The organism is Jiella mangrovi (genome assembly GCF_017815135.1).
Taxonomy (GTDB): Bacteria; Pseudomonadota; Alphaproteobacteria; order Rhizobiales; family Rhizobiaceae; genus Jiella; species Jiella mangrovi.
Genome location: NZ_JAGJCF010000028.1, coordinates 1 through 17,138, shown reverse-complemented (window position 1 = coordinate 17,138; position 17,138 = coordinate 1). Strand labels below are relative to the sequence as shown.

13 protein-coding genes are annotated in these 17,138 nt (G+C 64.6%); 6 read left to right on the top strand and 7 right to left on the bottom strand.

All coding sequences use genetic code 11. The annotated features are described in order from the left end of the window. Nucleotide 1: 1 nt before the first annotated feature. Entirely contained in the window at nucleotides 2-991 is a 990-nt protein-coding gene (gene moaA / locus J6595_RS21855; protein ID WP_245199071.1) for a GTP 3',8-cyclase MoaA, read from the bottom strand. Nucleotides 992-1,202: 211 nt separating this feature from the next. Between moaA and J6595_RS21850 the strand changes: the two genes are divergently transcribed. Continuing rightward, nucleotides 1,203-1,568, top strand: a complete 366-nt coding sequence (locus tag J6595_RS21850) for a gamma-butyrobetaine hydroxylase family protein (RefSeq protein WP_209597764.1) — start codon at nucleotides 1,203-1,205, stop codon at nucleotides 1,566-1,568. 379 nt (nucleotides 1,569-1,947) lie between these two features. Here the strand turns inward: J6595_RS21850 and J6595_RS21845 are convergent, their stop codons facing one another. From J6595_RS21845 to J6595_RS21820, 6 genes are all read right to left on the bottom strand, one after another. Beyond that, on the bottom strand, nucleotides 1,948-2,562 hold the full coding sequence (locus tag J6595_RS21845) for a pyridoxamine 5'-phosphate oxidase family protein (protein ID WP_209597762.1): 615 nt from the start codon (nucleotides 2,560-2,562) through the stop codon (nucleotides 1,948-1,950). A 202-nt stretch (nucleotides 2,563-2,764) separates the two neighbouring features. Next, nucleotides 2,765-3,451 (bottom strand): SOS response-associated peptidase, encoded by a 687-nt coding sequence (locus tag J6595_RS21840; RefSeq protein ID WP_209597807.1) that lies wholly within the window; start codon nucleotides 3,449-3,451, stop codon nucleotides 2,765-2,767. Nucleotides 3,452-3,509: 58 nt separating this feature from the next. Further along, nucleotides 3,510-4,043, bottom strand: coding sequence for a winged helix DNA-binding protein (locus J6595_RS21835; RefSeq protein WP_209597759.1), 534 nt, complete (start codon nucleotides 4,041-4,043; stop codon nucleotides 3,510-3,512). 2 nt (nucleotides 4,044-4,045) lie between these two features. After that, nucleotides 4,046-5,353, bottom strand: coding sequence for a TRAP transporter large permease (locus tag J6595_RS21830; protein ID WP_209597757.1), 1,308 nt, complete (start codon nucleotides 5,351-5,353; stop codon nucleotides 4,046-4,048). Continuing rightward, nucleotides 5,353-5,889 (bottom strand): TRAP transporter small permease, encoded by a 537-nt coding sequence (locus J6595_RS21825; protein WP_209597755.1) that lies wholly within the window; start codon nucleotides 5,887-5,889, stop codon nucleotides 5,353-5,355. Before J6595_RS21825 ends, J6595_RS21830 begins: the two co-directional genes overlap by 1 nt. A gap of 293 nt (nucleotides 5,890-6,182) precedes the next feature. Further along, the gene (locus J6595_RS21820; protein ID WP_209597753.1) at nucleotides 6,183-7,154 is read right to left on the bottom strand and encodes a TRAP transporter substrate-binding protein; all 972 of its coding nucleotides are present in this window, start codon (nucleotides 7,152-7,154) and stop codon (nucleotides 6,183-6,185) included. A gap of 120 nt (nucleotides 7,155-7,274) precedes the next feature. On the opposite strand from J6595_RS21820, the gene J6595_RS21815 reads away from it, so the two are divergent. From J6595_RS21815 to J6595_RS21795, 5 genes are all read left to right on the top strand, one after another. After that, nucleotides 7,275-11,141, top strand: coding sequence for a hydantoinase B/oxoprolinase family protein (locus tag J6595_RS21815; RefSeq protein ID WP_245199045.1), 3,867 nt, complete (start codon nucleotides 7,275-7,277; stop codon nucleotides 11,139-11,141). A 257-nt stretch (nucleotides 11,142-11,398) separates the two neighbouring features. Beyond that, nucleotides 11,399-13,318, top strand: coding sequence for a methyl-accepting chemotaxis protein (locus J6595_RS21810; RefSeq protein ID WP_209597751.1), 1,920 nt, complete (start codon nucleotides 11,399-11,401; stop codon nucleotides 13,316-13,318). Between the two features lie 240 nt (nucleotides 13,319-13,558). Further along, nucleotides 13,559-14,338 (top strand): 3-hydroxybutyrate dehydrogenase, encoded by a 780-nt coding sequence (locus J6595_RS21805; protein WP_209597749.1) that lies wholly within the window; start codon nucleotides 13,559-13,561, stop codon nucleotides 14,336-14,338. Between the two features lie 463 nt (nucleotides 14,339-14,801). Then, the gene (locus J6595_RS21800) at nucleotides 14,802-15,398 is read left to right on the top strand and encodes a hypothetical protein (protein WP_209597747.1); all 597 of its coding nucleotides are present in this window, start codon (nucleotides 14,802-14,804) and stop codon (nucleotides 15,396-15,398) included. A gap of 33 nt (nucleotides 15,399-15,431) precedes the next feature. Beyond that, nucleotides 15,432-17,138, top strand: a 1,707-nt coding sequence (locus tag J6595_RS21795) for a methyl-accepting chemotaxis protein (protein ID WP_209597745.1), incomplete at its 3' end; no start/stop codon positions are given.

The window sequence follows — 17,138 nt, the reverse complement described above, 5'->3', positions numbered from 1 at the left end:
GTTATCCTCCGGTCACACTCATATGTCGCGAGACCGCCGGTTTGCGCGTCTCCCGATCGATAATGAAGTCGTGTCCCTTCGGTTTCCGGCCGATCGCCTCGTCGATGGCGTTCGACAGGAGTTCGTTGCTCTCGGATGCTCTGAGCGGCGTCCTGAGGTCGGCCGCGTCTTCCTGGCCAAGGCACATATACAGCGTGCCGGTGCAGGTCAGGCGAACGCGGTTACAGCTTTCGCAGAAATTGTGGGTCAGCGGCGTGATGAAGCCAAGCCGGCCGCCGGTCTCCTCCACCTCGACATAGCGGGCCGGCCCGCCGGTCTTGTAGGGGATGTCGGCGAGCGTGAAACGCTCCGAGAGACCGGCGCGAACCGCAGACAGCGGCAGATACTGATCAGTCCGGTCGCCGTCGATCTCGCCGAGCGGCATCGTCTCGATCAAGGTGAGGTCCATGCCCTCGCCATGGGCCCAGCGCAGCATCTCGGGAATTTCCCCGTCGTTGAAGCCCTTGAGCGCAACGGCATTGAGCTTGATCTTGATGCCGGCTTTCTGGGCCGCGCGAATGCCGGCCATCACCTTGGCGAGATCGCCCCAGCGGGTGATCGCCTTGAACTTCACCTCGTCGAGCGTATCGAGCGAGACATTGATGCGCTTGACGCCGCAATCGGCGAGCTCGGATGCGAAGCGCTCGAGCTGCGAGCCGTTGGTGGTGATCGTCAGCTCTTCCAAGGCGCCCGTGCCGAGATGGCGCGACAGCGAGCGGATGAGATGCATGATGTTGCGCCGGACCAGCGGTTCGCCGCCGGTGAGCCGCAGCTTCTTCACGCCCTTGTCGACGAAGGCGGTGGCCAGCCGGTCGAGCTCCTCCAAAGTCAGGAGATCGCGCTTCGGCAGAAACGTCATGTCCTCGGCCATGCAGTAGACGCAGCGAAAGTCGCAGCGATCGGTCACCGAAATGCGCAGATAGGTGATCGCCCGGCCGAACGGATCGATCATCTGCGAAGACGGAGCCGTCGTCGCGCCGGGGCGCTCGGCGATGTCGCGGGCAATGTTCAAGAATTCTTCCCTTCGGGGGCTCATCTGCTTGCAATCTTGAGGCTGAATGTGGAATTGGCCGGGGGTAGGGTCAAGCCGCCATGGCCGATCGGGTCATCGGAAAGCGACACGCAAAGGCGTGGGCCCGCCGATACGAAGGAATATCGCGGCGATGAATGCCAAGGTCGAAGCGCCGAGCGAAATCAAGGTCGCCAGGGACAGGCGCACGCTCAAGGTCGTCTGGACGGACGGCGCCGGGGACGAATTCTCCGCAGAGTTCCTGCGTGTCCTGTCGCCCTCGGCCGAAGTGCGCGGCCATTCCGAGGCAGACCGCAAGACCATGTCGGGAAAGCGCGACGTCGAGATCGCCGATGTCCAGCCGATCGGTCACTACGCCATCAGGATCGTGTTTTCCGACGGCCACGATTCCGGGCTCTTCTCCTGGAGCTACCTGTCCGAACTCGGACGCGAGAAGGACGCGCGCTGGCAGGGCTATCTCGACGAGCTGAAGGCCAAGGGCCTGCGGCGCGAGCGCTGAGGGCCCGGCGCCTTGAAAGAACGGCCTGCACTTTTCCGCCCGGCGCTCAACGAACGATGCGTAGATCAAACAGGTTAGAGCGTTCTTTGTGCGTCCATCCTTGGTGCACGACACGATCCTCGACGGCCGGCAACGACTTGATCGAGAAGGCGCAGCATTCGACGCTTCGTCATTCTCGGGCCCCGTCCCGAGAATCCAGGAACGTTCGACAAAACAGAAGCTTAATCGGCGCAATGGATGCTCGGGACGGGGCCCGAGCATGACGAGCGCGATAAAAGCGGACGCCTGATCCCGGAGTGTCAGGCACTCGATATGCGCCGTTCGACGAGACTGTCGTGCACTGGCGTCCATCCGGTCGCCCGGCACCGGAAGCGCGGCATCAGTAGATCGTGCGCTTCATCCGTTCGGGATAGTCCGCGTCGTATTTCTTGCTGTCGAAGCCTTCGACCAGGCCGCCGATCATGTCGCCGGCCGTCGGCAGGACACCGCGCGCGACATGGCGGGAGGGGTCCCACAGACCGGACCGCGCCAGCGCTTTCTGGCACTGGAAATAGACGCTGTCGATCTTGATGCGCACCACGCTGCGAGGGTTCTTGCCGTTCATCGCGAAGCGTTCGAGCAGTGCCGGGGCCGTGTCGATCTCCGCCTTGCCGCTGACCCTCAGCGTCTCGCCGACGCCGGGAATGAGAAACAACAGCGCCACGCGCGGATCGCGGATGATGTTGGTCAGCGTGTCGGCCCGGTTGTTGCCGAGGCGATCGGGCAGAAGCAGCGTCCGGTCGTCCTCGATTGCGACGAAGCCCGGCGGGTCGCCGCGCGGCGAGCAGTCCAGCCCCTCCGGCCCGACGCTCGCGACGAGAACGAAGGGCGAGGCCTCGATCAGGGCGCGATAATCCGCGTTGAGATGGTCGATTTCCTTCGCCCAGGCCGTGGCATAGACCTCGCCGTAGAGGCCCTCGAGCTGCTCGACCGAGCGGATGATCGTATCGCTCATGAATTCCATCCCGCCTCTTCGCATGGCTGACTGATCGGTTCCCTGATGCGCGGCAGCCCGTTGCGTGTCAACGCGCGATGCGTCACGACTGCAATTGATCCCGCAGACGGCGGGCCGTGCAGGGTGGTTTGTGCCAGCGTCTCCGAGGCCGCAGCGCCACCGGTCGCCGACCATTTCGCCTCGGCCGTCTGGCGGCCTTTTCCTACAGAAGGCGCGGCTGCAGGGGCTCGGCGGCGGTCTCCGCACCGTCCTCCCGGCTGCCCTCGGCGACGATTTCGAGCGCCCCGTCCGGCAATGGCCGCTGGAGCGACGAGGCCTCGTCCCAGGGCGCGGTCAGCCAGAGGTCGATTTCGGCCGGCTCGGTGAGGATCACCGGCATCGCCTTGGGGTGAACACGGCCGACTTCGGCATTGGGATCCGAGGTGAGGAAGCCGAAGAGATCTGCCGTCACCTCGCCCTCCTTGACCTTCCTGACGCTCGTCCATTGCGTCCAGAGGCCGGCAAAGACCGCGAGCGGGCGCTCGGGCGACAAGGCGAACCAGACCGGCACCTTCTTTCCCGCCCGGTCCTCATATTCGGAAAAGCTGGTGAAGGGGACGACGCAGCGATGCTCGGTGCCCAGCCAGCGCCGCCAGTGCGGGCTCTTGACGTTGCGAATGTTGGTGACGCCGCTGTCGGCCTTGCGGTTCTTCAGGACGAAGGCCGGCGAGGGCATGCCCCAGCGCATCATGGTCAGTTCCCGCCCGCCCTCACCATTGCGCACAACCGGGGCCGCATAGTCGGGAAAGACGCCGGGCAGCGGCGGCAGATTGCCGGTCCTGTCCTGCGTCGCGCGGGTGAAGTCGCGGATCGCCTGCTGGCCCTTGGTGACGGAGTAGAGATTGCACATGGTGTGGCTCACCTTGTCCTTTTCGAGCAGAACATAAGGCGGTGAACACCAAACATCTTCACAGACTGGCGGCCGTGCGCGCTGCCTGGTCGTAGTGGCCCGACAGCAGCCGCAGGAGATGCGCGATCTCGCTCATGCGTTCGGCCGACAGGCCGAGTTCGGCGATGCCCTCGACGAGGATCCTCTCGCGCAGCTCGCGATAGCGGGCGCAGGCCTTCTCGCCGGCCTTGGTCACCGAGATCAGCCTTTCCTTGCCGGATTTTTCCCGGGAAAGAAGGCCCTTCGCCTCGAGTTTCTTGATCGCATAGGTGGCGAGATGGGTGTCCTCGATGCCGAGCACCAGGCAGATGTCGGCGAGGCGCTTGGGCTTGCCGCGATGGGTGACGGTGTGGAGGACAAGGATTTCCGTCGCCGTCAGCCCCGGTTCGCCCGCCGCCGTCATGCAGCGGACCATCCAGCGCTCGAAGGCGTGGCCGGACAGGATCATGCCGAACTCGACCTCCGACAGGGCCGGCACCGCGCCATCGGCGAGATGGGCGGAAGAGACGATCGGGCCGATCGTTGGGGTGATATCGGTCTTGCGGGCGTTCATCGTCAGTTCCCGGAAAACATCGTGCGCGGCAGAAACAGCGCCAGATCGGGGAAGAGGGCGAGCAGGAACACCATCAAAGCGAGGAGGCCAAAGAATGGCGCCGTCGCCTTGGCGATCTTTAAGATGTCCTGTCCGGTCAGCCCCTGGATGACGAAGAGGTTGAAGCCCACCGGCGGCGTGATCTGCGCCATCTCCACGACGATGACGAGATAGATGCCGAACCAGACGAGATCGAAGCCCGCCTGATTGACCAGCGGCATGATCACCGAAGTGGTGAGCACGACCATCGAGATCCCGTCGAGAAAGCAGCCGAGCACCATGAAGAACAGAGTAAGGGCGAAGAGCAGGGCATAGGGAGAGAGGTCGAGCGAGGCGATCCAGCTCGCCAGTTCCCGTGGCAGCCCGGTGAAGCCCATCGCCGTCGTGACGAGTGCGGCACCGGCGAGGATGAAGGTGATCATCGCCGAGACGCGGGTCGCGGCCATCAGCCCGTCCTTGAACTCGGCGAAGGAGAGGCCCCCTTGTGCCTTCGCGATGATCAGCGCGAGCACCGTGCCGATGACTGCGGCCTCGGTCGGCGAGGCGATGCCGCCATAGATCGAGCCGATGGTGCCGAGGATGAGCAGGACGGCCGGCGCGATGCGGAGCGCGGAGGCGAGCCGGCTTTCCTTGGCGAGCACATCGGCATTTTCCGGCATCTGCTTGGGGTTCATGGTCGCGGCGAGGGCGACATAGCCCATGAAGAGCAGCGCCAGCAGGATGCCCGGCACGACGCCGGCGATGAAGAGCCGCGAGATCGATTCCTCCACCGCCGCGCCATAGACGATCAGGATGATCGAGGGCGGGATCAGGAGGCCGAGCGTGCCGGAGCCGGCGAGCGAGCCGATGGCGATCTGATCGCCATAGCCGCGCTTTTTCAGCTCCGGCAGCGAGATCTTGCCGATGGTCTGCGTCGTTGCGGCAGACGATCCGGAGATCGCGGCGAAGATCGCGCAGCCGACGATGTTGACATGGACGAGGCGGCCCGGCAGCCGGCGCATCAGCGGGGCGAGGCCAGCGAAGAGATCGTCGGAGAGCTTGGATCGGAACAGGATCTCGCCCATCCAGATGAACATCGGCAGGGCGGTCAGATCCCAGGAGGTCGAGGCCGACCAGAAGGAGGTGGCGAGGATCTGCGCGTCGGGAAGCGCTGGGCGCGAAAGGAGCGCGACGAGGGCCGTCAGCGTCAAAGCGAGCGCCACCCACAGGCCGAGGGCGAGGGCGCCGAAGAGGACGACGACGAGGAGGATAGAGAGGGTGAAGATGTCCATCAGATGCCCTCTCCGCCGCCATGAACGGGGTCGTTGCCGGAAAACGCCTTGGCGGCTTCGTCGACAAGGGCGATGGTGAGGACGAGAAGGCCGACCGCGAGGCAACCCTGGGGCACGGCAAGCGGCACCGCGACGAGGCCGTAGGAGACGTCGCCATAGGACAGGCTCTTCATCGCCAGCGCGGCGAGCGCATAGGTCGCGAAGGCGGCGAGCGCAGCGCCGAGAAGCGCGACGATGCCGTCGAGGATCTGCCGGGGCCGCTCGGGCAGGCGCTGGGTCAGGAGATCGACGCGGATGTGGACGTTCTTTGCCAGCGTGTCGGCCAGCGCCAGAAAGGTCGAGGCGCCGAGCAGGAAGCCGCCGATTTCGGCAAGACCGGGAATGGAGAAGCCGGTTGCCCCGGCTCCGAGCGCCGTCAGCCCCCAGTCGACCAGCCGTGCGCCCACCTGAAGGCCGACAAGGACGAGAATGGCGACGAGGCAGAGCGCTGCCAGCCATCCTGCCGTGAGATAAAGCGTGTCGAGGGCGCGTCGCATGGGGCCTCGCTGGGTTGTCGGGGGATTGATCGTGCCGAAGTCTGGTCAGGTCAGCGCCCTTGGGCGCCCCCCTCTGTCCTGCCGGACATCTCCCCCACCAGGGGGGAGATCGGCGGTTTTGCTGCGCTGCGTCTCTTCACAGCGGATGCAAGCTGAAGCGTCAGTCGAAAGGCGCGGGCGTTGGAGCAAGATCAATCTCCCCCCTTGTGGGGGAGATGCCCGGCAGGGCAGAGGGGGGTGAGCGGCGCAGGCGCTAGACCCGCGTCACCCGCCATACCCCGCCGGAAGCGACCTCAGCCTTCGTAGGCCTTCAAGATCTTCTCGCCCGCATCGCCGGCCGAATTCTTCCACTCCTCGGTCAGCGTCTCGCCGATTTTCTGGAAGCCGGACTTCAGGTCATCGGAAGGCGCTTCGACCTTGATGCCGTTCTCTTTCAAGAGGTCCGTCGTGCGCTTGGTCTCTTCCTCGGATGCTTCCCAGCCTCTCGTCTCGGCTTCGGCAGCGGCCTTTTCGATGGCGTCCTGGGCTTCCTTCGGCAGGGCGTCGAAGGCGCGCTGGTTGACGATCACCATGTTGCGCGGCAGCCAGGCGTTCATCGTGTAGTAGTTCGTCAGGAAGTCCCAAGCCTTGGAATCGACGCCGGTCGAGGGGGAGGTCATCATCGCCTCGACCCGGCCGGTCGAGAATGCCGTCGGAATGTCGGAGGCCTCGATCTGGGTCGGGATCATGCCGGCGGCTTTCGCCAGTTCCTCGGTCGACTTGTTGTAGGCGCGGAAGCTCTTGCCCGTAAGATCGCCCATCTGGGTGACGTCCTGCTTGGTGTAGAGGCCCTGCGGCGGCCACGGCACCGAGAACAGCAGCTTCAGCCCCTCCTTGCCGAGAGCCTCTTCCATGAAGGGCTTCTGGGCGTCGTAGAGCTTTTTGGCGTCTTCGTAGCTCGTCGCCAGAAAGGGCACGGAATCGACGCCGAAGATCGGGTTGTCGTTGGAAAGACGCGAGACCAAGAGCTCGCCGATCGGCACGATGCCGTCGCGCACCGAGTTCTTGATGTCGGGATGCTTGATCAGCGACTGGTTGTTGTGAACCGTGATCGCGACGGCATCGCCCGCCGCGCCATTCACCTCTTCGACGAATGTCGCGATGTTCTTTTCGTGGAAATTGCCTTCCGGATAGGGGGTCGGCATGTCCCAGGCGGTCTGGGCGAGGGCGGCGCCCGGCAGCATGAGAGCGCCGGCGGCAAGTGACAGGGTCGGCAGATGCTTCATGTTGGTCTCCCGTGTTGTGATGACGGATAGACTTCCACGGAATTTGCGCTCCGTCAAATACGTTGATAATCTATCGATAAATCGCCGACAAATGATCAGATGAAGAGCAGGGTGCCCAACATGCAGGCAGAGAAACAGTCAGCGTCCAGCGCCATGGCGGATCGTGACGGCCGGTGGGACTTCTTCATCGATCGCGGCGGCACCTTCACTGACGTCATCGGCAAGGCGCCGGACGGCTCTCTGCATCCGAGGAAGCTCCTGTCGGAAAACCCCGGCGTCTACGACGACGCCGCGCTGGAGGGGATCCGCCAGACGCTCGGGATCGAGACCGGCGGCGCCATTTCGCCGGGGCGCATCGGCACCGTGCGGATGGGAACGACGGTCGCCACCAACGCGCTTCTGGAAAGGAAGGGCGACAAGACTCTGCTTTTGATCACCAAGGGTTTCCGCGACGCCTTGAAGATCGCCTACCAGGCCCGGCCGGACATCTTTGCGAAAGAGATCATCCTGCCCGAGCAGCTCTATGCGAGGGTCGCCGAGGTGCCCGAGCGGGTGCTCGCCGACGGCACCGTCGAGGCCGATCTCGACGAGGCCGCGACGAAGGAGGCGCTTAAAGCCGCCAAGGCCGACGGCATCGACGCCGTCGCCATCGTCTTCATGCATTCCTGGCGCTATCCCAAGCATGAGGCGAAGGCGAAAGAGCTCGCCGAAGACGCCGGCTTTTCGCAGATTTCCGTCAGCCACGAGGTCTCGCCGCTGGTCAAGCTCGTCGGGCGCGGCGACACCACGGTGGTCGACGCCTATCTGACGCCGATCCTTCGCCGTTATGTCGACAAGGTGGCCGCGGCGCTCGGCGCCGAGACCGGCGACGAGGACGCGCCCTCGCTGCAGTTCATGATGTCGTCGGGCGGGCTGACGGCGGCCGAGATGTTCCAGGGCAAGGACGCGATCCTGTCGGGCCCCGCCGGCGGCGTCGTCGGCATGGCCGAGACGGCGAAGGCGGCAGGCTTTGAAGAGGTCATCGGCTTCGACATGGGCGGCACCTCGACGGATGTCACCCACTATGCCGGCTCCTACGAGCGGGCGCTGGATTCGGAGGTCGCCGGTGTCCGGATCCGGGCGCCGATGCTGCGCATCCACACGGTCGCGGCCGGCGGCGGCTCGATCCTGTCGGTCGATCAGGGCCGCTTTCAGGTCGGGCCCGCCTCGGCCGGCGCCAATCCCGGCCCGGCCGCCTATGGCAAGGGCGGGCCGCTGACCGTCACCGACGCCAATGTCATGGTCGGCAAGCTGAAGCCGGAGCTCTTCCCGGCGGTCTTCGGGCCGAACCAGGACCAGCCGCTCGACGTCGCCGTGGTGCGCGAGAAGTTCGAGGCGCTGGCGAGAGAGCTTGGCGACGGGCGCTCGCCGGAAGCGATCGCCGAGGGGTTCCTCACCATCGCGGTCGAGAACATGGCCAACGCCATCAAGAAGATCTCGGTGCAGCGCGGCTACGACGTCTCGAAATACCTGCTCAATTCCTTCGGCGGCGCCGGCGGCCAGCATGCCTGTCTCGTCGCCGACAGCCTGTCGATGGAAAGCGTTCTCGTTCATCCGATGTCGGGGCTCTTGTCGGCCTACGGCATCGGCCTGTCCTCGCTGTTTTCCAGCCGGTCGCAGGCTCTCGTCGCCAACCTCTCGGACGAGGCGAAAGCCGAGATCGAGGCGCTGGCCGAGCGTTTGTCGAAGGAAACGACGGCCGAGGTCGAGGCGCAGGGCGTCGCGCCGGGCGGCCACGACACCGAGATCCTCCTGCAGCTTCGCTATGACGGCACCGACACCACCTTGCCGGTGGCCTATGACGGCGCGCTGGAAAAGGCTCGCGAGGGCTTTGAAGCGGCGCACAAGGCGCAGTTCGGCTTCGTCTATCCGGGCCGGGCGATCACCGTCGAGACCGTGTCGGTCGAGACCTCGGAGAAGCCGAAGGAGACCGCCGAGGGCGAGACCGGCGAGGCGCAGCCCTTCGAGGCCGACAATGCCGAGACCGGCCGCTTCTTCACCGATGGCGAGGCGCGCGACGCGGCGATCATCCGGCGGGAGAATTTCGGCCCCGGCGCCAGGGTCAAGGGCCCGGCGCTGATTGTCGAGCCGAACCAGACCATCGTCGTCGAGCCCGGCTGGGCGGCCGAGACGACCGGCGACAACGACGTTCTCATGAAGCGCGTCGAGGCAAAGCCCCGGCTTGCCGCCCTCGGCACCTCCGGTGGCGAGGAAGGCAAGGGCGCCGATCCGGTGCTCTTGGAGGTCTTCAACAACCTCTTCATGTCGATCGCCGAGCAGATGGGCGTGACGCTGCAGAACACCGCGTCCTCGGTCAACATCAAGGAGCGGCTGGACTTTTCCTGCGCGGTCTTCGACGCCAAGGGTGCGCTCGTCGCCAATGCCCCGCACATGCCGGTGCATCTGGGTTCCATGGACCGCTCGGTCGAGGCGATCATCGCCCAGAACGAAGGCCGGATCCGCCCCGGCGACGTCTTCGCCCTCAACGCGCCGTATAATGGCGGAACGCATCTGCCGGACATCACGGTGGTGACGCCGGTGTTCGAGGAGGGTGCGCGCGATCCCTCGCCCTTCGAGGCCCGCCCGCCCGAGGGCGACCGGGCACCTCAGGATGAGGGATCGGGAGACGGCGGCGCCCGACATCGGGGAGAGGATCGCGCCGGCGAAAGCGGTTCCCCTCATCCTGAGGTGCCGCCGCAGGCGGCCTCGAAGGGCGAGGGGAACGAGACGCGCGGCGAGCCCCGCATCCTCTTCTACGTCGCCTCGCGCGGCCACCATGCCGATGTCGGCGGCATCGCGCCGGGATCGATGACGCCGCGGGCGACGAAGGTGGACGAGGAGGGCGTTCTGATCGACAATCTGAAGCTCGTCGACGAGGGCGAGTTTCAGGAGGACGAGCTTCGCCGCGTCCTCACCGACCACCAGTATCCGGCCCGCAATCCGGACCAGAACGTCGCCGACCTGAAGGCGCAGATCGCGGCCAACGAGAAGGGCGTCGCCGAGCTTCGCCGGATGGTCGAGACCTTCGGCCTCGACACCGTCCAGGCCTATATGAATTTCGTTCAGGACAATGCGGCCGAAGCGGTGCGCGAGCTGATCGCCACCCTCGACGACTGCACCTACGACTATCCGACCGATACCGGCCAGGTGATCAAGGTGAAGATCTCGATCGACAGGGACAAGCGCCAGGCGGTCGTCGATTTCACCGGCACCTCGCCCTCCGTCGAGAACAACTTCAACGCCCCCGAGCCGGTGACACGCGCGGCCGTGCTCTACGTCTTCCGGGTGATGGTGGAAAAGCCGATCCCGATGAATACCGGCTGCCTCAGGCCGGTGACCATCGTCGTGCCGGAAGGCTCGATGCTGAAGCCGCAATATCCGGCGGCCGTCGTCGCCGGAAACGTCGAGACGTCCCAGCACGTCACCAATGCGCTGTTCGGCGCCTTCGAGGCGCTGGCCAATTCGGAGGGGACGATGAACAACCTGACCTTCGGCGACGAGCGCTATCAGTATTACGAGACCATCTGCTCGGGCTCGCCGGCCGGCCGGATGAACGACGGCACCGGCTTTGCCGGCACCTCGGGCGTCCATGTCCACATGACCAACTCGCGGCTCACCGACCCGGAGATCCTCGAAATGCGTTATCCCGTCGTGCTCGAGGACTTCCACATCCGCGAGGGTTCGGGCGGCGGCGGCGAAAAGCGTGGTGGCGACGGCACGAAGCGGACGATCCGCTTCCTCAAGGAAATGGACTGCGCGATCCTGTCCTCCCACCGCACCCTGCCGCCCAAGGGCATCTCCGGCGGTGAGGCCGGCGAGATGGGGCGGACCGAGGTGCGGCGTCTCGACGGTTCGCTGGAAGAACTCGCCGGCTGCGACCAGACGGTGCTTGCCGCCGGCGAGGCGGTGATCGTCACGACGCCGACGCCGGGTGGCTATGGCGGCTGAGGCGGCGATCTGCCGGAACAACGGCGGCGACCTTTCTCGGTCGCCGTCGCTTCGTCGCTTACCTCCCGCGTGTAAAAAGTTGGTAACTCAAGGGTTAGGATCTGGGATATTCGTCTTTAAATAGCAAAGATGATGTGTAAAGCGGGTGAATCCGCAGGAAAAATAAAGAACAAATTATATTTTTTTTGCCACTCTGAAAATCCTGAAAGTGCTGTCGCGAATCTTCCCCGGAAACCGCGGGGGTGGTGAGGAATAAAATGAAAATATCAACTAAGCTTACATATTCATTCTTTGCGCTGACGTTGGTGGCGCTGGTGATGGGAATCTCCATCTTCTGGAGCGTCCGCGGTGTCGATGCCGGTGCCAAGGAGAAGGATCACAACATCGTTCTGACCCAGGACGCCGTGAGCGCGCGCTTCGCCCTGGCCCGGCAGGAGAATTCGCTACGCGGCTTCATGATCACGCGCGATCCCTACTTCGCAAAGCGGGTGAAAGAGCACCACCAGAGTTTTGAAACAGCGCTTGCCGCATTGAGAGACCATGCGGGTCCCGGCAGCGAGTTCGCGGCAAAATACGATTCGCTCAAGCAGGCGATGGCTGACTGGCAGAGCAAAATCGCCGATCCGGTGATCGCCAATGGCGGCAGCGACGCGACCTATCCTGCGGCGCTCAAGATCTTCAATTCCGGCGACGCCGACAAATTCATCGAGCCGATCGAGAACGGCATCGACGCAGCCCTGGCCAAGGGGCGTGAGGACATGGCGGCGTCGAGCGAAACGGTCGCGAGCGCCATTTGGGCGGCCACCGTGACGATCGTGGTCGGTGCACTGATCTCCGTCGCCGCCGCTCTTGGCTTCGGCATTCTTCTCACACGCGCCATCGCGCGGCCGATAAACCAGATGACTACAGCGATGCGCAGTCTCGCCTCGGGCGACAAGACGGTGGCGGTTCCGGCACAGGGCCGGCATGACGAGATCGGCCAGATGGCAAGCGCAGTGCAGGTGTTCAAGGATCAGGCGATCGAGCGCGAAAGGCTGGAGCATGACGCCGAGGCGGCGCGCATCAGCCAGGCGGAGGCCAAGCAGCGACAGGCCGATCTGGAACACACCAAGGCCGAGGATCTTCGCGCCTTCATGGGCGTCGTCGATGCGAGCTTCGAGCGGCTCTCCTCCGGCGATCTGACGGTTCGCATGAGCGGCCAGGTGGCGCCGGAGTTCGAGCCGATCAAGGCGAAGTTCAACGCCTCGGTCGAGGAGCTCGAAGCGGCGATCGGCCGGGTGGTCGGCACGGTCGGGACGATCCGGACCGGGCTTTCGGAAATCACCGTTGCCTCCAACGATCTCGCCCAGCGCACCGAGCAGCAGGCGGCCAATCTCGAAGAGACCGTCGCGGCGCTGAGCCAGGTGTCGAGCGCGGTGAACCAGACCGCGGACGGGGCGAGCGAAGCGCGTCAGAGCGCCGACACGGCCCGCAAGAAGGCCGAACGGGGCGGCGAGATCGTCGCCCAGGCGGTGACCGCGATGAACGGCATCGAGAGCTCGTCCCAGCAGATCACCCAGATCATCTCGGTGATCGACGAGATCGCCTTCCAGACCAACCTCCTGGCGCTGAATGCTGGCGTCGAGGCGGCGCGGGCGGGCGAAGCCGGCAAGGGCTTTGCGGTCGTCGCCCAGGAAGTGCGGGCGCTCGCCCAGCGCTCGGCGGAAGCGGCCAAGGAGATCAAGGGGCTGATCACCGCGTCCTCGGAGCAGGTCGAAAAGGGCGTCGAGCTGGTGACGGCGTCGGGCAGGAGCCTCGACGAGATCGTCGCCGAGGTGGCGGGGATGGCGGAGATCGTCGCCCGGATCGCCGATAGCGCTCGCGAACAGGCGACGAGCCTGCGCGAGGTTTCCGGCGCCGCCGACCAGATGGACAAGGTGACCCAGCAGAACGCCGCGATGGTGGAGGAATCCACCGCCGCCGCCCAGACGCTCTCGACCGAGACCGAGGAACTCGCCAACGCGATTGCGCGCTTCAAGACGGCACAGTCGCGGGCCGCGAAAGCCCCGGCATCGACCGCGCCAGCAGCGTCGCCGGCGCGCCCGTCCGCCCAGCCGGTGCGCCAGATGCGCACCACCGGCGCTGGCGGCGCGGCACGCAAGCCGGAGGCGCAGTCCGAGAGCTGGGCCGAGTTCTGAGCGCTCGCCTTCGGGGCGCATCACCGACACCTGCCTTCAAAACGCATGATGCCGACGGGGAGAGCCCCGTCGGCATTTTTCGTTCGGCAGGGGGGTAGGGGGAGGGCAAGCGGGGGACAAGGAAGCGGCCAGACGAAAACGCGTATCACCGGGTTACGAATTTGTAGGGTGGCCAACCACCTTGCTCAGCGTCGCGCTTCATCCATTTGCTGCAGGAGCGAACAGCAAAGGATCAGACCCATGCAGATGGAAGGTAACGTGACCGTCGTCACAGGCGCGAGCTCCGGGATCGGCAAGACCATCGCCGAGACCTTCGTGCGCGAGGGCGGCAAGGTCGCGATCTGCGACATCAATATGGACGGCGCGGACAAAGTCGTCGCCGAGCTGAAAGCCGGGGGCGGCGAGGCGATGGCCGTCGAGATGGACGTCACCGACGAAGACGCCGTCAATCGCGGGGTCGATCAGGTGGCCAAGCAGTTCGGCCGCATCGACACGATGGTCTCCAATGCCGGCATCCAGATCGTCCATGCGATCGAGGAATTTCCCTACGCCGAGTTCCGCAAGCTGGTGACGATCCATCTCGACGGATCGTTCCTTCTGACCAAGGCCTGCGTGAAACACATGTATCCGCAGAAATCCGGCTCGCTGATCTATATGGGCTCGGTGCACAGCCATGAGCCCTCGGCCCTCAAGACCGCCTATGTCGCCGCCAAGCACGGCATTCTGGGCCTGTCGCGGGTGATGGCCAAGGAAGGCGCAAAGCACGGCGTCCGCTCCAACACGATCTGCCCCGGCTTCGTGAAGACGCCGCTGGTCGAAAAGCAGATCCCCGAACAGGCGGAGAATCTCGGTATTTCCGAAGACGACGTCGTCAACAAGATCATGCTGGGCGAGACGGTGGATCAGGAGTTTACCACCATGCAGGACGTCGCCGACGTCGCTCTGTTTCTTGCAAGCTTCAAGTCGAATGCTTTGACAGGCCAGTCGATCGTGCCGAGTCATGGCTGGTACATGGCCTGATCCGGCGCCGTCGCGAGGAAGCCGAGGCAACCTGCTGCCTGCCCCGGGGGGGGGCTGTGTGTCCGGCCATGCGTGGCGGAAGCCATGGGACGTGCATAAGGCGCCTCGCCATCTGGCCTGCGCTGCCTCGATGAGCGGGGCCCGTCATGCGCCTTTCTTGCCGCTGCCATACCTGGCGGGGTCGGCGCCTCCCCGGATCGCTTTGCCGAAGGCGATCATGCGGGCGCGCGGGGCATGACGGGAGCCGATTGTTCCTTTCGGAAATGATCTGATTTGCAGATAATAATATTACTCCAGTATAAATCTCGCAGACGATCGCATATTTATTATATATCTAAGTCTATTGTCACGAGTAAAAGATATATTCATTTTCTTGGTCGAGTATCAACAGTATAACGTTCTGGCCGTCTCGCCGGGCGATTCGGCAGTTCCCCTATCAGAACGTCCTGGGAGAAAGACCACGATGAAAATTTCACGCATTGTCGCCCACGCGCTGCCTTTCGCACTGGCAGGATACGTCTTCGTTCAGCCGGCGTCGGCGCAGGAGCCGCACGTCGCTCCGATCAACGAGCTCGTCAATTCCAAGCTGAAGGCAGCGCTGAACGATCCCACCATCATCGCCGCCATCAAGGCCCAGAACGAAGCCAACCAGAATCTCTCCCAGTCCGATGTGGACAATCTCGACCAGAAGTGGCGGTCCGAGGTTGGCGCCGGCGGCGGCGAGATGGTCGACGGGGCCCTGAATTCCCCGGCCTCGGACTATCTCAAGAAAGTCCGTGACGAGGCCGGCGGCCTGATCACGGAAGTCTTCGTGATGGACTCCCACGGACTGAACGTCGCGCAGAGCGACCCGACATCCGACTATTGGCAGGGCGACGAGGCCAAGTGGCAGAAGACCTATGGCACCGGCGGGGAGACTGTCTTCGTCGACGAAATCGAACAGGACGAATCGACGCAGATGCTGCAGTCACAGGCGAGCTTCACGATCGTCGATCCCGAGACGAGCCAGCCGATCGGTGCCGCAACCGTCGGCATCAATCTCGACATGCTCGAGCTCTGATCGCGGAAGCCACCAAAGAGAGGCCTTGCCCCCATGACCACCCAGCTCCCCGCTCGCAAGTCGATCTCCCTGAGCCTGAAGGCTGCGCTCGTGACCGCGATCCCGGTGGTCCTCGGCATCGTCGTTCTCGTCGGCCTCGAGCTCGCACAGCTGCAATCGATGCTCGACAGCGCGATCGAGGACAAGGCGAAAACCGAGACCAGCCTGATGGCCGATCAGATGGCGGGTGGCGTGAAATGGGGCAAGGCCGACGTCGTTGCCGGCGTTTATGCCGAGCTGGTGAAGAGCCAAACCAACGAACTCTCCGATATTCTGGTCCTCAATCGAGATGGAGAGGCGCTGACGAGCTTTTCGACACCGGGACTGAACAATCTCGGTGATCTGTCGGCCTATGGAAACGACGTCTCCGAGAGAACCATCCGATGGGTCGGCGATCACATCGTCATTGCCACCCCGATCGGAAATAGCAAAAATCCGGTCGGCACGCTGGTGACAGCAACCCAGACCTCTTCCGTCAAGGCTGCCATGTCGGAGCGGATGACGGCGGCGATCCTCATCGGTCTCGCGATTGCTGCGGCGGTCGTCGGCACCGTGGTGTTTTTCCTGAAGCGCAGCGTGACCGGCCCGATCCGCGAAGTCACCCGGATCATGACGAGCCTTGCGGACGGCGACAAGTCGGTCGACATACCGCATCTCGGCCGGGGCGACGAGATCGGCAGGATGGCGGGTGCCGTGGCGGTGTTCAAGGAACAGGGGATCGAGCGCGATCGGCTGGAACGCCAGGCCGAGGCCGCTCGTGTCAGTGACGAGGAGGCGAGGCAGCGCCAGGCCGATCTCGAACACGCCAAGGCCGAGGACCTGCGCGAGTTCATGGGCGTCGTCGATGCGAGCTTCGACCGTCTGTCCTCGGGTGACCTGACGGTTCGCATGTCGGGCAAGGTGGCGCCGGAATTCGAGCCGATCAAGGCCAAGTTCAACGGCTCGGTCGAGGAGCTGGAAGCGGCGATCGGACGTGTCGTCGGCACGATCGGCACGATCCGCACCGGGCTCGGCGAGATCACCGTGGCCTCCAGCGATCTGGCGCAGCGCACCGAGCAGCAGGCGGCCTCGCTTGAGCAGACCGTCGCGGCGCTCGGCGAGGTGTCGAGCGGCGTCAATTCGACGGCGGAAGATGCCGGCAAGGCGCGCCAGACGGCCGAATCCGCCCGCCAGAAGGCCGCAAAGGGCGGCGAGATCGTCGCCCAGGCGGTGACGGCGATGAGCGAGATCGAGGGCTCGTCCCAGCAGATCAGCCAGATCATCGGCGTGATCGACGAGATCGCCTTCCAGACCAACCTCCTGGCGCTGAATGCCGGCGTCGAGGCGGCGCGGGCTGGCGAAGCCGGCAAGGGCTTTGCGGTGGTCGCCCAGGAAGTTCGGGCACTCGCCCAGCGCTCGGCGGAAGCGGCGAAAGAGATCAAGGGCCTGATCAACGCCTCGTCGGAACAGGTCGAGAAGGGTGTGACGCTGGTGACGGCATCGGGCAAGTCGCTGGACGAGATCGTCGCCGAGGTCGCGGGCATGGCCGAGGTCGTGGCGCGGATCGCCGACAGTGCGCGGGAGCAGGCGACGAGCCTTCGCGAAGTCTCGAGTGCGGCCGACCAGATGGACAAGGTGACCCAGCAGAACGCCGCGATGGTGGAGGAATCGACCGCCGCCGCGCAGACGCTGTCAACCGAGACCGACGAACTTGCCCAGGCG

What these genes read in the sequence shown, in the direction of transcription:
- J6595_RS21835 (WP_209597759.1), bottom strand. Translation starts at nt 4,043, where the DNA reads ATGAACGCCCGCAAGACCGATATCACCCCAACGATCGGCCCGATCGTC.
- J6595_RS21815 (WP_245199045.1), top strand. Translation starts at nt 7,275, where the DNA reads ATGCAGGCAGAGAAACAGTCAGCGTCCAGCGCCATGGCGGATCGTGAC.
- J6595_RS21800 (WP_209597747.1), top strand. Translation starts at nt 14,802, where the DNA reads ATGAAAATTTCACGCATTGTCGCCCACGCGCTGCCTTTCGCACTGGCA.
- J6595_RS21830 (WP_209597757.1), bottom strand. Translation starts at nt 5,353, where the DNA reads ATGGACATCTTCACCCTCTCTATCCTCCTCGTCGTCGTCCTCTTCGGC.
- J6595_RS21850 (WP_209597764.1), top strand. Translation starts at nt 1,203, where the DNA reads ATGAATGCCAAGGTCGAAGCGCCGAGCGAAATCAAGGTCGCCAGGGAC.
- J6595_RS21825 (WP_209597755.1), bottom strand. Translation starts at nt 5,889, where the DNA reads ATGCGACGCGCCCTCGACACGCTTTATCTCACGGCAGGATGGCTGGCA.
- J6595_RS21840 (WP_209597807.1), bottom strand. Translation starts at nt 3,451, where the DNA reads ATGTGCAATCTCTACTCCGTCACCAAGGGCCAGCAGGCGATCCGCGAC.
- moaA (WP_245199071.1), bottom strand. Translation starts at nt 991, where the DNA reads ATGATCGATCCGTTCGGCCGGGCGATCACCTATCTGCGCATTTCGGTG.
- J6595_RS21805 (WP_209597749.1), top strand. Translation starts at nt 13,559, where the DNA reads ATGCAGATGGAAGGTAACGTGACCGTCGTCACAGGCGCGAGCTCCGGG.
- J6595_RS21845 (WP_209597762.1), bottom strand. Translation starts at nt 2,562, where the DNA reads ATGAGCGATACGATCATCCGCTCGGTCGAGCAGCTCGAGGGCCTCTAC.
- J6595_RS21810 (WP_209597751.1), top strand. Translation starts at nt 11,399, where the DNA reads ATGAAAATATCAACTAAGCTTACATATTCATTCTTTGCGCTGACGTTG.
- J6595_RS21820 (WP_209597753.1), bottom strand. Translation starts at nt 7,154, where the DNA reads ATGAAGCATCTGCCGACCCTGTCACTTGCCGCCGGCGCTCTCATGCTG.